The sequence below is a fragment of the Sedimentitalea nanhaiensis DSM 24252 genome, assembly GCF_000473225.1.
GTDB classification, from domain to species: domain Bacteria; phylum Pseudomonadota; class Alphaproteobacteria; order Rhodobacterales; family Rhodobacteraceae; genus Sedimentitalea; species Sedimentitalea nanhaiensis.
Genome location: NZ_KI421509.1, coordinates 4,350,744 through 4,366,960 on the forward strand (window position 1 = coordinate 4,350,744; position 16,217 = coordinate 4,366,960).

Below are 16,217 nucleotides of genomic sequence, written 5' to 3' on the forward strand. Positions count from 1 at the left end.
CGGGCCGCAAGGGTCATTCGTCTTTCATCATGCCTTCGAGACGGATCATGCCGTCGGGATAGGGCACAAAGCCCTTGATCGAGTCATCCAGCGCCCAGATCCAGGTTTGATGATAAATCATCATGCGCGGCAGGTCCTCGTTCAGGATGTCGCGCGCCGCGTCATAGCTGGCTTTGCGCTCGGCGATATCATTGCTGGCGCGCGCGGCGTTCATCAGGCGGTCGACGTCGGCGTTGGAATACTCGCTGTCGTTGATGCCGCCATTGGTGGTGACGAACTGGTGATTGTTGCCATCCGGATCGACCCGGCCCGACCAGCCGATCTGGCTGGCCTGATAGTCGCCCGCCGACTGGTCCGCCAGCAAGGTTGCGAATTCCTTTGAAGTGATGGTGATGTTGATCCCGGCCTCGGCGGCCATGGCCTGTACGACCTGCATCAGCTGCAGGGGAACGGTGGTGTTGGGCACCTGAACCTCAAGATCGATGCCATCGGGATATCCGGCTTCGGCCAGCAACGCCCTGGCCTTGTCCAGATCGCGGGCAGGCACCGGATGGTTGCTGTTGTACCAGGGCGAATTCGGCGGTACCGGCTGGTTGCCGGCGGCAAAGGCACCGTCAAACACCACCTGGTTGATCGCCTCGCGGTCGATTGCATAGCTCAGCGCCTGGCGCAGCCGTTTGTCGTTGCCCCAGGGATTATCGCCTTTTTCGCCGTTGTTAATGTTAAATGTAATGCCTTGATATCCCAAGGAAATTGCGCTTTCAACCTGTATGCCATCGTCCGATTTCGCCTGTGCCAGATCGGTGGCGGCCAGACGTTCCAGCATGTCGATATCGCCAGATTGCAGGTTGGCGAGACGCACGGTGGTGTCCGGGATCGGCAGATAGGTGACGCTGTCGAAATGGATCTGATCGGCGTTCCAGTAGTCGGCGAATTTGTTCAGCACGATGCGGTCCTGCGCCACCCGCTCGCCAAAGGCAAAGGGACCGGAGCAAACCGGGTTCAGGCCAAAATCGGCCCCTGCCGCGGTCGCGGCGGTAGGCGATACCATCATGCCCGCGCGATCCGCCAGCTGCGCCAGCAGGGTGGCATCGGGTGCGGTCAGGTTCAGCTTGATCTCGTGGCTGCCCAATACCTCGGTGCTGGCAATCGATTTCAGTTCGGACTTGCGGCGGGATGCTTCCATGGTCTGGCTGCGGGTGATGTTGTCGGCCACGGCCTGGGCGTCAAACGGGGTGCCATCGTGGAACACCACGCCTTCGCGCAGCGTCATGGTCAGGGCGGTGCCGTCATCGGACCAGGACCAGCCGGTGGCCAGTTGCGGGATGATCTCCAGATCCGGTGTTATGTCCACCAGTTTGTCGCACAGCGCGGTATAGACGATGCGCCCGACAAAGGTGCGAGACTGGTCCGGGTCCAGAACATCGGCATCCGATTGCAACGCGATACGCAGATCGGCGGCCATTGCCGGGGCGGCAAGCCCAACCGATGTGGCACCCAGCAGGGCGGCCAGAAGAGAGGATTTCAGATGGGTCATGGGTGGATCTCCTTGTTGGTTTTATGGCTGATATTGGCGCCATCGGCCGCGGCGCGGTACAGGTCGAACCGCGCTTGTGCGGCCAAGGTGCGGGATTTGGCACCCGCACGGGGCGCGGCGGCGGCGATCTCGCGCCAGAAGTGGCAGGCCACGCCATGTGCTTGGTCGCCCAGAACCGGGCTTTCCGCCTGACAGAGGGCCCGGGCATGGGGACAGCGGGTATGGAACCTGCATCCGGACGGCGGATGCAGCGGGCTGGGCGTTTCGCCAGCGCTGCGCGCGACCTGCGAGGGGCTGCCGTGTTCGGCCACCGGGATCGAGTCCAGCAGCAGTTGGGTATACGGATGGCGGGCGCTGTCGAACACCGCGTCTGTCGGGCCGGTCTCGACAATCTGGCCCAGGTACATCACCGCGACCCGGTCGCTCATGTGGCGGATCACGGCCAGGTCATGGGCGATGATCACCAGCGTCAGATCCAGATCGCGCCCCAGATCGCTGAGCAGATTGATGACCTGGGCCTGCACGGACACGTCCAGTGCCGACACCGGTTCATCCCCGATGATCAGTTTCGGACCCGAAGCCAGCGCCCGGGCGATGCCGATGCGCTGGCGCTGGCCGCCGGAAAACTCGTGCGGATACCGATCGGCGTGTTCGGGCATTAACCCGACCTGACTGAGCAATGCGCCGACCCGGTCGCGTCGGCCCGCACCGTCGAGTTCGGGCGCGTGCAATTCCAGCGGTTCGGCGATCAGCTTGCCCACGGTCAGACGCGGGTTCAGCGAGGAAAACGGATCCTGAAAGATGAACTGGAGATCGCCCCGCAGGCGGCGCAGCTCCGCTCCGCCCGTGGTGCTGATCGGGGTGCCGTCGAATTTCACTTCGCCCGAGGTCGGTGTCAGCAGCCGCATCATCAGCCGCGCCAGGGTGGATTTGCCGCAACCTGATTCCCCGACGATGGCAAAGGTCTCGCCGCGCCGGATATCCAGCGAAACGCCGTCGACCGCGTGCACCGTGTCACCGGGGTTGAACAAGCCGGCATTGACGCGGAAATGCTTGACCAGGTTTCTGGCCTCAAGGATCAGATCGCTCATGCGCTGACCGCCAGGCACTGATCCAGCGGAACAAAATGACAGGCCGCCCCGTGCCCTGCACCAAGGTCGCGCATTGGCGGGGTGCGCGCACAAATCTCGGCGGCAAAAGGACACCGGGTGCGGAACCGGCATCCCGTTGGCATCGCGTCAATCCCCGGCACGGTGCCGGGCACCGTCGCCAGCTGCCCGCGCGGCCCGGTCAGCGCCGGCATCGAGGCCATCAGACCGATGGTATAGGGATGCTGGGGATCGTCAAAGATCTGTCCCACCGGGCCGGTCTCGACGATCTGGCCGCCATACATCACCGCCACGGTGGTGGCGATTTCGGCCACCACGCCCAGATCGTGGGTGATCATGATCGTGCCCATGCGCGACTGGTTCTGCAGGTCTCGGATCAAATCGAGGATCTGCGCCTGAATGGTGACGTCAAGTGCGGTTGTCGGTTCATCCGCGATCAACAACGCCGGGTTGTTGATCAGCGCCATCGCGATCATCACCCGCTGGCGCATGCCGCCGGACAGTTGATGCGGATATTCCCGCAGCCGCGCTTCGGGGGCGGGGATACCGACGCGCCGCAGCATCTGCGCGGCACGCTCTGTCGCTTCGGACCGGGGAATATCGGTATGGCACAGCATCGCCTCGGCGATCTGATCGCCAATGCGGAACGCCGGGTTCAGCGAGGTCATCGGCTCTTGGAAAATCATCGCCATCCGGCGTCCGCGGGCGGAGGTCGGCAGTACCTCGCGCCGCAAGTCATACTCGCGCCCGTCAAATTGCATCTGGCCGGATTCGATCTGCGCGGCCCCCTTGGGCAGCAGGCCCATGATCGCCATCGAGGTCACGCTTTTGCCACAACCGGATTCACCGACGATACACAGGGTCTCGCCGGCGCTGATCGTCAAATCGACCCTGGACACGACCGACGCACCGTGACCGCGAAACCGCAGACTGAAGTCCCGGATTTGCAACAGGGGGGCATCGGCGGACGATGGGTTTTGGCTCATGTGACTCGGGTCTCCCACAGCGTGAACCAATTAAGAAATGGTTCGGCGCGGCTGTCAAGACGCTTTTTCCCGAGGCGGGGATGGCTGTTATTTTACTTTAATATATTATAGTAATTATTTGATATATATCATTTATTACATTCGGATTATCGCCAGGATCCCCGCCGGGTGGCTGTGCGCCATATTGGGGCACGGCTCTGAACAGGGCCGGACCCGGTGCACAGACCGCCGGCCACGGTCACGGCGCGTTCTAAAACGCTCATGCCGCGGAGCCCGGCGTTTCCTGGGGGTGCAGCCGTCCCGCAGCCAGTGCCGACAGGGCCACCAGTACCGCCGCAGTGCCCAGGCAGGCGGCAAGCCCGCCCAGCTGATACGTCAGGCCCGACAGTACCGTACCTGTCAACCGGCCCGCAGCGTTGGCCATATAGTAGAACCCCACATCCATCGTCACCCGCTCTTGGCGGCTGAAGGCGAGGATCAGATAGGAATGCAATGCGGAATTTATTGCGAACACCCCGCCAAAGACCAGCAGCCCGACGATCAGCGTAACGGTGAGCCACGGCGCGGGCTGACCTGCAACCAGCGCCGCCAATGCCAACGCTGCGGGCACCAAAGCCAGCACCGTGGCCCAGGTACGGGCCGAGCCGATCAACTCGGACTCGGGGCGATCTGCGGCGTGCAACAGACGCGGGGCTGCGGCCTGGACCGCACCGTAAAGAATGATCCAGACCGCCATGAAGCCGCCGATCAGGAAGAACGCCGCGCGATTGCCCGCGGCGCTGCCATCTGACAGCACGGCGTAGAAATAGATCGGAATGCCGACGACAAACCACACATCCCGTGCGGCAAACAGAAACAGGCGGGCCGCCGACAGCCAGTTTACATTGGCGGATTTCGAAAACACTTCAGAGAATTTCACTCCTTTGCGCCCACGCGGCAAGCCGGCAGGCATGGCGATCAGGATGGCCCCCAGGATGACGGACAACACCACGGCCATGGCCAGCACGGACAAGTGGAACCCGACCGTGGCCAGCAGGGCCGCGCCCAGCAGAAAGCCCAGCCCCTTGACCGCGTTTTTCGACCCGGTCAGCACCGCAACCCAGCGAAACAGCCCGTCGCCTTTGGTCGGGGCCAGCAGCTTGACGGTCGATTTCGCCGACATCTTGGCCAGATCCTTGGCAACGCCCGACAGTCCCTGAACCGCCATCACATAGGCAACCGACAGACCGATGGTCCAGGCCGGATCAAGTTGCGACAGCGCCAACAGGGCGATGATCTGCAATCCGAGCCCGGCATAGAGCGTGAAGGTCAGCCCGAACCGCGCCGCGATCCAGCCCGCCGACAGATTGGTCGCCATCCCGGCAAGCTCGTAGAGCACAAACAGCCAGGCCAGCTGTACGGCGCTGAAGCCCAGTGTGTGAAAATGCAGCAGCACCAGCATCCGCAGCGCGCCGTCGGTCAGCATGAAGGCCCAATAGGCCGCCGTCACCGCGATATAGGCTGGCAGCCCCTGTTGCCGGGTCACAACGACGCGGCCACCATCCGGGCCACATCGACCAGCCGGTGAGCATAGCCCATTTCGTTGTCATACCAGGCGAACACCTTCACCTGGGTGCCATTGACCACCATGGTCGAAAGCGCGTCGATGATGGAACTGCGGGTGTCATTGGTGTAATCCGCCGACACCAGCGGGCGTTCTTCATACCCCAGAATGCCTTTCAGCGGACCCTGCGACGCGGTCTGAAACAGGGCGTTGACCTCTTTGACGGTGGTTTCGCGGGCGACTTCGAACACGCAATCGGTCAGCGAGGCGTTCAGCAGCGGCACCCGCACGGCGTGGCCGTTCAATTTGCCGGCCAGTTCAGGATAGATCAGGGTGATCGCGGTGGCGCTGCCGGTGGTGGTGGGGATCAGCGAATTCAGCGCCGAACGTGCGCGGCGCAGATCCTTGGCCGGGCGGTCGACGATTGTCTGGGTGTTGGTCACGTCATGGATCGTGGTCATGCTGCCATGGCGGATACCCAGCGAGTCGTGCAGCACCTTGACCACCGGGGCCAGGCAGTTGGTGGTGCAGCTGGCCGCCGTGACGATGCGGTGTCGGGCCGGATCATAGACGTCATCGTTGACGCCGATGACGATATTGGCCGCATCGTCATCCTTGACCGGGGCCGATACCACCACCTTTTTGACCCCGGCGGCGAAATAGGGAGCCAGCGCGGCTTTGGTCTTGAACGCCCCGGTGCAGTCGATCACCACATCCACACCCGCCAAGGGCAGATCCGTCAGCTTGCCGGCGCTGTGGACCGCCAACCGGCGGCCATCAATGGTGACCGAGGTTTCATCGGCGCTGAATTCGGCGTTCCAGCGGCCGTGAACGCTGTCAAACTCAAAAAGATGCGCGTGCATCGCGGGGGTGCCAACGGCATCGTTCAGCCAGGCAATATCGGTGCCGCTGTCCAGCAAGGGCCTGAGAGCCAGCTTGCCCATTCGGCCCAGGCCGTTGATTGCAAATGTGGTCATGATGATCTCATTATTTTGCGGTTTCGGGTGTTCGGGCGATGTCGTCTATGGCGCGTTGCAGCGAAATACGGTCCAGTTCGCGCAGCGGCAGCGCCGAGAACGCCGCAATCCGGTTTTTCAGGATGCCGTAAGCCTGTTGAAACGCGAGACTTTTCTGTGCATCCGTGCCGCCGGCCTTGACAGGGTCCGGCATTCCCCAATGGGCGCTGATCGGCTGTCCTTCCCAGGCCGGGCAATCCTCGTTTGCGGCCTGATCGCAGACCGTGAACACAAAATCGAACTGCGGAGCGTCCGGGCCCCTGAACTGATCGAGGTTCTTTGCACGCAGAGGCGACACGTCATGCCCTTTGGAGCGCAGCACCTCCAGCGCAACATCGTTCAGTACGGAATAGGGTCGGGTGCCCGCGGAATAGGCATTGAACCGATCACCCGCATGCGCACGAAGGATGGACTCGGCAAAGATGGACCGGGCCGAGTTGCCGGTGCAGATGAAAAGGACGTTGAATTTTGAATCGGTCATGTTGGCAGGGCTTTGTTTCGGGGTGAAAGCGAGTGGTGAACACAGTTGGGGACGCCCCCGGCAGCAGTCCAGGAACAGGGCGTCGAAGGTTTTTCTGACGTCCTGGACGTTGATCGAATACCGCAGCCAGGTCGACTCGCGGGTTTGTTCGATCAGTCCGGCCTGCAACAGCGCGGCAAGATATGAGGACAGGGTACTGGGCCGAAGGTCCAGCGCGGTTGCGATGTCCCCGGCGGCCACCTGGTCCGGATAGCGCCGGATGAGCAATCGAAAAACCGCCAGCCGCTGCGGGTGGCCAAGGACCGCGAGTCGATCTGCGAGTGAGTTTTCCATATTTCGGGAAATATGGAAATATATGATCCGCGTCAATTGGAAAAATGCCGACCGGCCGGCAAGGCCGCCCCGGTATCCAGATCAGGTGAACAGCGCGTCTGTCCTGGTCCGGGCTTTGGCCAGGGATTGCGAAACCTGCCCGGCAATGCGGGTCATATGGGCCTTTGCCAGCTTTTGCGCCGCCGGTTCCTGTTTGGCGGGAATCGTGCGTAATTCCTGAGAATAAGCCTCGGCCACATGCGATGCATGGGCCAATGCGCGGGCGCGCAACACCTCGGCGACCTGGCGCGATTTGCCCGACCGAACCCCGTCCAGTTTGGTTTCAGAACCATCCATCACGTAATCCGCCAATGCGGCAGCATCGGAAAATGTCGCCTTGGCGGCCAAAGCGGCGGAATCGATGGCCGAGCCGGTCTTGCTGGTCACCCGGCGCGCCAACGGTTTGTACAGCGGGATCGCATAGCCATTGGCATCGGTATAGCGCGCGATGCCAGATGATGGTGGGAACAGGCGGGCCGATTTCACCGCGTCCAGACGGGCGGATTGTTTGGCGGAGAGCGGGGCTTTTTCTGCATCCGTGCGGGCGGTGACCGCCGCTTTCAGCAATGTTTTGTCTCTTTTGCCGAGCAGAGGCAGGGTGGCCGCGTTCTTGGGATAGGCCTTGTCGACGATGTGATCGCGTTCCAGATGTTCGCCGCCTGGCAGGCTGCCATACTCTGCCCCCACGCCCTCGATCTGCAGGAAATTAGGCGCGCCCTTGCCGCCCTCGAACCCCAGAACCGACGCGCTTTGCTCGAACGCACGATCCTTCTTTTCCTCGGCCTTGACCTTGCGCGCGCGGGTCTCTTCCAGCCCGAAGATGCGGGTATTTTCCGCCTTGGCCTTTTCCAGCCCGGCATTGACCTGTTTCTTCAGCTTCGGGGTGGCCGAGGTATCGGCGGCCATTTTCGCCTTCATCTCCTTGATTTCCAGGTTCATCTGCGCCTTGAGCGAGGATTTGACATGGGCATGGGGGTCGGGTTTGGTGCGGGCCTGCTCGATGATGCTGGCCTGGCTCTTCAGGCCCTTGTCCTTGACGTGGTTGTGCCGGTACATCGCCAGCGCCGGAAACGCGGGGGCGGTGTCGGGGATTTTCTTGAATTCGCCCGTACCGATCTGCCCCAGCGGCGGGGCTTCGCCGCCCTGGAGTGCCGCCGATGCACCGGCGGCGCGCTCGCCCTTGCGCTGACCCTTGGCCTGATCCGCCGCCAACTGCGCGTTAAAGGCCCCGGCACGGTCTGCCCGATGCTTGCCCTCCTGCACGTCTTCGCCCTTGCGCTGGCTGGCCTTGGCCGGATCAATCAGCGGCAGGTTTTCCAGCACCACCTTGGCAAAGCGTTTTTCGATCGTGTGATCCATCTCGTAAAACGAGGAAACCGGGTCGGGGATCAGGCTTGAGTATTTTTCCTTGGCGCGCTTCATCAGCCCGCCATGGGTGTCCGATGTACCTTCGAACTCCATCAGACGGGGTTCGGCCGCGCGGAACAGGGCGACTTCGGTCTGGCTGGAAATCATCGGGTTGGTATCGGTCGCCTTGCCAGCGGCCTCAAGCTCCTTGGCGGCCTCGATGATTTCGGCTTCCAATGCCTTGAGCCGCTTGAGCTGGTTGACCTTTTCGTTGTCCGGTTTGACCTTCTTGGCCTCGGCACCGACCTCGTCGTCCGCCTCTTCGGTCTGTTTCTGAACCGCCTTGGCGATCGCAAGCGCGGTCTGGACGGCGGGACCTTCGGCCCCTTTGATCTTTTTGATCTCGGTCTTGTGGGCCAGCTCCACATCCTGCACTTTCTGGGGGGTTGCGGACGCGATCATCGCCTCCAGCTTCTTGCCTTTTTTCTGTGCAAAAATGCGGTGTTGCTTGGCGCCGATCTTGAAGTTGGCAGACGGAAACTTGCGCTTGCCGTTGACCTTTCCAATCAGTTTCGAGAACAGTTTCTTGGCCTTTTTCACCATGAAGGTCAGCATCTTGCCCATTGCCTTGTCCACCGGCTTGCGCAGCTTGTCGATTACGGTGCGAATCTTTTTGGTGATGCCGCTGATCGGCACCAAGGCCGCGACAAAGGCGATGACCAGCGGAACGCTGCGCCCGATCGTGTCTTCGATGAAATTGGCCGCCTTGGCGACCTGGCCGCGGGCGATGGCTCCGACCGAGTCAAAGATCGACTTGGCCACCTCTTTGATCTGGTCGAACCGTTCGATAAAGGTCACGATCATCTGATAGATCGAATAGACGATCTTGACGATGGCCCCGACCGGATTTGTCAGGCTGGCCAGCCAGGCGATCCCGGCCTGTACCAGCGAGGAATTGACCATGCTGCTCATGCCGCCGATCAGGGTCTGTTTGAAATTGTCGATCATGCCCAGCAGTTTCTGCCAGATGCCGACAAATCCCTCTTTCAGCAGCGTCTTCACGACCTCGACGGATTTCTCCATCATGCTGACCATCTTTTCGCCCTTGGCCCCCAGCCGTTTGACCAGCATCTTGCGGAACTTTGCATAAGATACGCCAATCAGTTGCAGGGCCAAGCTAATCAATCCCTTGAAGTCCAGCTTGGTGGGCAGCGTGATGCCGGCCCCGTCCAGCGACCCGAACAGCCAGCCCAGCAGGCCCTTTTTGAGATGCTCCAGGATGTTGCGCCCAAACTGCTTGAAGCCTCCGACCACCGCCTTGATCAGGTTCTTCACAAAGCCCAGCGGGTCTTCAAGGATCGTGCCGATGACCTGCCCGGCCTTTTGCAGGATGCGCCAGACATCTTCGGCCCGGTTTCCGGCCAGTTTGAGTGCGCCGCGCACGATCAGTTCCAGCAGCTTTTTGGCGATCGCCTTGACGAACCGGACGATGTCGCGCACCAGATTGACCACCATCCGCTTGACGTTGCGGGCCGCTTTGAACGGGTTCAGCGTATCCAGGGCGTCGGACAGATCGCTTTTGATACGGGTCCATGTCAGATTCAGCTCGCCGAGCTTGTCCTTGACCCAGCCAAACGCCTCCTGGATCACCTTGGCCTCTTTCAGCCGATCGAAAATCAGGGTGCCGCCGGGGATCAGCCCCATAAACCCGCCCAGCAGGTTTTCGGCCGTCATCGACACTTTCTTGCCGCTGATCAGGGTGCGTCCGATCAGCACTGTGATCAGGGTATAGCCGGGGACATGGCGCGCGATGCTTTCGGCCTTGTTGGCGAAATAGCCGCGCCGGATCACCGGTTCGCGCGCCAGCGGCAGCGCATCCGAGCCGCGTGTCTGCTGCACGACATGGGTCAACTCATGCGCCATCAGGCGGGTGTTGGTTTCGCTTTCGCCTTCGCCAAGCCAGATCCGGTTGCCGTGGGTAAAGGCGCGCGCTCCGATGCGGGCGGCGGCGCGCCGGTCGGCAGGGGCATCATGCAGGCGCACATGGCGGAACGAGGTGCCGAAATGCGGTTCGATCCGCTGGCGCACCGCGCGCGGAAGAGGGCGGCCCGGCCCCGGACTGGCGACCAGATTGGCCACATCCCGTGGCGCGGTCCCGCCGCCCCGGCCCACAACGGCGTCGGTCTCGCTGCGTTCGAGCACCGGGGGCGGTGCGTCCTCGATGGGGGGCGTGTCGGGGGCTGGCGCTTCGCCCGCGGTGTCCTGGGGCTGGCCGCTGTCCAGCTCGCTTGTGTCGTCGCCATCCAGCCCGGTGGTGTCCACATCCTCGGAGCTGGCGACCGTCACATCCGCCTGCGCGGCAGGCAGGTCGGGAGTCTTGAGCTCGTCCAGGTTGGGCTGATCGTCGACCCCACGCCGCAGCGGCAATGCCGCCGATCCCTGTGCGCGAGGGGCATCGGGCGTATCCATGGCCGGGGCGGACGAGGCGACGACCCGTGAGGCCATCGCCTCGGCCTCATGTTCGGCCGGATCGTTGACCGCCCCGACCCGCAGCGCCGGTTGCAGGATCGCAGCCCCGTGATGCTGGCGGGGTTTCAGGATCGCGGGGGCCGGGCGGGGACGGGATTGCGCCTTGGCGGGCAGCTTTATCTTGTGCCCCTCGGACATCTCAGCTCAGATCCCGGCAGCAGGCCCCGGTGCCACCGCCGCCGGTCACGTTGGCATTGGCGCGCGCGTTGGTGCAGATCGCATCCGACACGTTCTGCGCGGCGGCGCGGTTATGCGCTCCTGTGGGCCGAGCGACGGTGCTGGTGCCGTCGGCCCGCACGCCCAGACCGTGGTGCACGTTGAACGCATGGCCCAACTCATGCGCCACGATGGATGGCAAAACACCGCGTACCACAAAGATCTTGGCGTTTGCCGAACTGGAATTCTTGGTGGTTCCGCCTCCGGCCACATGGGTGCCTGCGTCGGTGCCCCGGCGGATGGTGTCGACAAAGAACACCTCGACCGCTGCGCTTTCGCCGGTCAGGGCGAACAGATCGTTCTGTTCCGCAGTCGGTGCGGCCCCTGACCCCGCATCTTCGATCTCGCGAAAGCGGGTGCCGTTGATGGTCTGGGTCGCGTTGATCGTTACATCGATGCAGCAGCGGCCCCAGATGTCTGCGACTTCTTGCAGGTTGGGCACCGTGGTGGGCGAGCTGCCGTCGTCATTGGCTATGGCCACCGGTTGGATCGAGGCCGTGGCCTGTGACACCAGATTGCCCGACCCGCAGGAGCTGGGCGCAAAGACCTGATCCGAACGCACCGTGGCGCGCCGGTTCAGCACCCGGTTGGGTGAAAATTCGCTGGTTTCGCCATGGGCCGATGTGGTCAGGTTGGCCGGAGTGATGCCGGGCGTGCCGTCCGATGGCGCGGCCAGTTCGTTGCGCACGGCGGTGGCGCGGCTGCACGACAGGGTCCAGTTGGTTTCGTCCGGGCCATCCGTGCTGGCGAATCCGTCGACCCGCAGGTTGGGGCTGGTCCCGAGCGCATGGAACCCGGCGGCCACGCCGGAGAGCCGGGCGCGCGCGGGTGCAGTCAGGGTCGACCCACCGACCGGGAACATGATGTCCTCGACATGATGACCGGCGACCCCACTGCTGGCCACGGGGCAGGCCATGCTGCCGGGCAATTTGGACAGATCGCCGAGGCGGCGCAGCTTGCGACTGGCGCGGCCATTGTCCTGCACCACATGCGCAAGTTCATGGGCCATGGTTGCGTGTGATTTCTGCCCCGGCCCAAAGGCCACATCAGCCCCGTGCGCAAAGGCGCGCGCATCCAGCGCCGCCGTGGCCCGGTTGGCCGCCGGACCTTCGTGGATCCGCACATCGCCCAGATCCTGACCAAAGCGCGGTTCAAAAAATCCGCGTTCCGCTGCCCCGAGGGGGCGGCCCGTGCCCATGTCGTTCACCGCGCGTGCGGCAGAGCGCGGCGCGGGTGCAGACCCAGCCCCCGGTGCGATGGTCGGGCCGGTCTGGGCCGATCGCTGCGCCTTGTCGCCTTTGTCCTCGGCCTCGCAACCGGCGCATTTGCGGTGTAGCGCACCGCCACCGCCCGCCGATGCGGCCGACATCGCGGGGCTGCCACCTGACAGCACCTGTGCAGCCATGCGATCGGCGGCCTTTTCCGCCGGATCGTGAGCGCCCCCAACCATCAGCCCGGACTGTTGTCCGCCAGACCCGGCAGCGGCAGGGCGGCGGACGGCCGGGGCTTTGCGGCGGATCTTGCGGCGGATCTTGCGTTTCAGGGCCATGTTGCGTCCTTTCCGTTCAGCGTTTGATGAATTCGGTGGCCAACCCTTTGATTTCAGTTCCACTCATACCGGCGCGCCGCAGAATTGCCGTCAGGCCCGTGGTGGGGTTCTTCTGAATGTCCGCCACGGTCAGGATGCCTTTGCTGCGCAACAGCTTGGCGGCGTCGGGATTGTCTGCCAGCAGAACATCCACCGGTTGTTCATTGCGCAGGCTGACGACAAGTTCGCCCTGTGCCTTGCGCATCGACTCCAGTTCGGTTCTGGCATCGGCGATGGTGCGTTCGCTTTCGGCCCGGCGGCTTTCGATCTGGTCCAGATCCTCCATGCTTTTGCGCAGCCCTGCCTGCAGGGTTCCCAGTTCGGCAGCCAGTTTGTTGCGGTCCTCGGTCAGGCGGATCACTTCGGTCTCGGTTTCGGATTTCATCACGACCAGTTCGTCCAGTCGCTTGGCAAAAGCATCCAGCTCGGCGGTGGGCAAGGTCGGGCGTTCGACCCCGGCACCGCCGTCCGTGTCGATCCCGGCCTTGCCGTCCCTGCCGGGCAGGTCGATTTTGGAAATCACCTTTTCCACCCGCAGTTCGGTCTGGGCGTCGGTTTCGTAGGGCAGCTTTCCCGAGCCCTTTTGGATCACCACAAAATCGACAACCTTGCCGCCGCTGGTCATCATGACCACCTTGTCACCCGGCTCGGGCGCACGTTTGCCCAGCACCTCGCCGCTCGCGCCGCCCAGTTCGGCGATCTTGACCAGCGGATTGCCGACATCGTCCAGATCGATGACATCCTTGCTGACGTCAAACCCGTTGCCGGTCAGAATTTCGTTGGCCGTCGCGGGGGGCAGGCGCGTTACATCGGGTTTCACGTTCACCACCTTGCCCGACAGATCGGGCTGATAAACCAGCGGGCCGGACGGATCGTACAGCACGTCCGGACGGTATTTGGGCGGCCACAGCGGATCGGGTTCGGGGACGGGTTTGGGTCGAGGGATCGGTTTGAACAAAAGGTCGTCCCACTTGTCCAGCCATGGGCCGATATCGACATTTGGCTTGTCGGGCACAGAACAGCAACGGTCCTGGTTCTTGGCGAACAGATTGTCGATCTGCGAGCCGAAAAAGTAGCGATGGGCGCGCCAGGTCAGCGCCTGCTTGCGGCAACAGAGCGCACATAGCTCTGCGATGGCACCGGGTCGGTTGTTCCCGCCCGGGTCCATCTTGAGACAGCCGACCGGCACAAGATACGGGGCTTTCCCGGCATCTGGCGGGCAGGGCGGCAGCAGGTGCAGGCATTCGCATTCGCTGCGGTCCTCTTCCTCGGCATTGGCGAGAATACCGATCTTGGTCGCCTCAAGCTGCATCCGACGGCGGTCACGCGCCGCGCCGCGCAGGTCATCCGGGTTCATCTCGGCCTCGGCGAGTGCGATCAGCTTTTGAATTTCGTCTGCACGTTCCGGCGTCGCTTGGGCGGCATATTCCTGCACCAGTGTCTTGTTCACGGCCTTGGCGACCTTTGCGTCCTGCTCGGACAGGGGCACCGCACCTTCCAGCGACTTGCGGTTGGCCCAGACATTCAGAACGCTTTCGACGATTTTGCCCTCGGCGGGCTTCAGCGGGCGATAGACCTTGCCGAAATCCACCTTTTTGCGGCCCGCGATACAGGCATCGACCGCTTCCCTATAGGTGCGGTCGGTGGGGCCAAAGGCGGTTTTGCGGTCCGACAGGTGCAGCTCCAGAGCGTCGTCCTTGCCCGCCGCCAGGGACAGGCAAATCTCGCCTTCCTTTTCCATGATCTCGTTCAGCTTGCCGTGAATGTTTTCGGGGGGCAGCTGGGACAGATCGAACTTCCCGGCCTTGACGTCGATCAACTGACCCGCGCGGTTCAGGATGGTGCCGCCGGTCCAGCCGATCATGGTGGAGAAACGCTTGGGCAGGGTCACGCGGATGCCGCAAATCACGCCCCAGTCCATCATCAGGCGCAACACTCGTGTAATCGCGGTGTCGTCCTGTACTTTACACATCTTTTCAAGTGCTTCGTGGACGGTCTTTACACCATCGAACCGCTCGCATCCTTCGCTGGGGTGATAGGCAACCTGACTTGCGTCCAGATCGCACAAGCTGTTCAGGGCCTCGGCTACGTTTTCAGCATTATCAAAGAAATCAGGGCATTCCGGATCAAAGCTGATGTGAGTTGCCGGAATATCGGTCAGGGGCGGAAAGCTGAGCCTGCGGGTATCGGCATCGTTCAAGGCCTGGGGCTTGCCGCTCTCGATGGTGAACAGGGCGCAGAAATGGTGTCGTATCCCTTGTGGCGGTGCGTTCTTGTTATCGGTTCCGCCGACCAGCCGAATGCGGTCTGATTCCGCCGCGAACCGGCGCAGTTCGACCAGCCAGTAATCGCCCGGCAGGATTTCGGCATCCTTGAGGGCCAGCTCCATCGAAAAGGAGTCCAGCGTCAGAACGGCGGTCTGCCCCGACAGCGTCATCTTGCCCGTGCCCATTGCCTTCTTGATCGGCCCCCCGGACAGATCGACGGTTGCCGCCCCATCCCAGCGGCGCACGTGGGAAAACGGATCCCCCCCGTTTCCGCCGGGCTCCGGATCCGCCACCGGATCCAGGGTTGCCGACAGCACCGGGCGTTCGGCCTTGTGGTCGGTGTCGAATCTGCCGATTTGCGCTTCGGTCGCGTCCGAGAAAAATTCGTAGACCGATTTGGCGCGGGCAAAGGCATCCCTTGCGGTCTCGTCCGTCAGTGCCGCAGTGTGCTCGATCGCGGCGGCGTTTTCGTGCGACCAGGCAAATTGCACCGAAGCAGGCCGCCCGGCAGCGTCGCGCGTGACGCGTATCGCCTCGACGCGGAACAGCGCATTGGGCACGGTTGGGACGATATCGATCTGGTCGGCGCAGGGGTCGCATTCGTCGACCGCGATTTCCGTGTTCTTGGGTTTGACCGAGGCCAGTGCCGATCCGGTTCGGGCAAAGGCACCCTTGCCTTGGGTCAACTGCTCCAGCAGGGATTTCAGCCCGTCCTCGTCTTCGAACCGGGCGGATTTGATCTGTGTCATCGTCCGGGTACGATAAGTGGTTTCCGCCCCGTGCAGCCCAGGGTCGGCCAGATAGGGATCCTGCATCGCAAAGACCGGCCGCTCCCAGATATCGGCATACAGCAGCGCCGGTTTTTCCGGCAGCGCCGGACCCAACGGCAGGTCGGCCTGATCGGCGAACAGCCCCAGCGCACCTGCGGGTGTCGTGTCAGACGCGGCCCGCAAGTCCCCCTGTTTGCCCTCGGCGATGACCCAGCCCGGTGCCAGGGCCGGACCCTCGGGCGTGATCGCGACCGCGCCGCCGTCGACGGGGGTGCCCGAAGCGACTGTCACGGTATTCTGCGCCTCATCGCGCGCCATGTGGATCTGTCCCGCTTCGGTCAGATCGGCGTCGGTGACCATGCCGCCCTGAACGTGGGCGGTGTTGGAATAGCGTTGTTGTGGGCGATGGCTGAACCGCGAGTTTGAGCCCTTCATAGCAATGCCTCCTTCATGTCA

The 16,217-nt window shown here is 62.9% G+C and carries 9 protein-coding genes; all 9 read right to left on the reverse strand.

Annotation, left to right across the window (positions count from 1 at the left end):
* Nucleotides 1-13 precede the first annotated feature (13 nt).
* Entirely contained in the window at nt 14-1,537 is a 1,524-nt protein-coding gene (locus NANH_RS0123440; protein ID WP_036050281.1) for an ABC transporter substrate-binding protein, read from the reverse strand.
* Nucleotides 1,534-2,628 (reverse strand): ABC transporter ATP-binding protein, encoded by a 1,095-nt coding sequence (locus NANH_RS27115; RefSeq protein ID WP_051372588.1) that lies wholly within the window; start codon nt 2,626-2,628, stop codon nt 1,534-1,536. The genes NANH_RS0123440 and NANH_RS27115 overlap by 4 nt, the downstream gene beginning before the upstream one ends.
* Nucleotides 2,625-3,632, reverse strand: a complete 1,008-nt coding sequence (locus tag NANH_RS0123450; protein ID WP_027264217.1) for an ABC transporter ATP-binding protein — start codon at nt 3,630-3,632, stop codon at nt 2,625-2,627. The genes NANH_RS27115 and NANH_RS0123450 overlap by 4 nt, the downstream gene beginning before the upstream one ends.
* Nucleotides 3,633-3,891: 259 nt before the next feature.
* A complete protein-coding gene (gene arsJ, locus NANH_RS0123455) occupies nt 3,892-5,157 on the reverse strand; it encodes an organoarsenical effux MFS transporter ArsJ (RefSeq protein ID WP_027264218.1) in 1,266 nt (421 codons plus the stop codon).
* Nucleotides 5,154-6,152 carry an ArsJ-associated glyceraldehyde-3-phosphate dehydrogenase gene (locus tag NANH_RS0123460; protein WP_027264219.1) on the reverse strand — a complete coding sequence of 333 codons (999 nt, stop codon included), beginning with the start codon at nt 6,150-6,152 and terminating at the stop codon, nt 5,154-5,156. The genes arsJ and NANH_RS0123460 overlap by 4 nt, the downstream gene beginning before the upstream one ends.
* 10 nt (nt 6,153-6,162) lie before the next feature.
* Nucleotides 6,163-7,005: an arsenate reductase/protein-tyrosine-phosphatase family protein gene (locus tag NANH_RS0123465; RefSeq protein ID WP_027264220.1), complete on the reverse strand. Its 843-nt coding sequence runs from the start codon at nt 7,003-7,005 to the stop codon at nt 6,163-6,165.
* Nucleotides 7,006-7,086: 81 nt separating this feature from the next.
* Entirely contained in the window at nt 7,087-11,058 is a 3,972-nt protein-coding gene (locus tag NANH_RS0123470; protein WP_027264221.1) for an eCIS core domain-containing protein, read from the reverse strand.
* Nucleotide 11,059: 1 nt separating this feature from the next.
* Nucleotides 11,060-12,685: an eCIS core domain-containing protein gene (locus tag NANH_RS27120; RefSeq protein ID WP_036050284.1), complete on the reverse strand. Its 1,626-nt coding sequence runs from the start codon at nt 12,683-12,685 to the stop codon at nt 11,060-11,062.
* Nucleotides 12,686-12,701: 16 nt separating this feature from the next.
* Nucleotides 12,702-16,196: a DUF6519 domain-containing protein gene (locus tag NANH_RS0123480; protein WP_027264222.1), complete on the reverse strand. Its 3,495-nt coding sequence runs from the start codon at nt 16,194-16,196 to the stop codon at nt 12,702-12,704.
* Between the last annotated feature and the right edge of the window lie 21 nt (nt 16,197-16,217).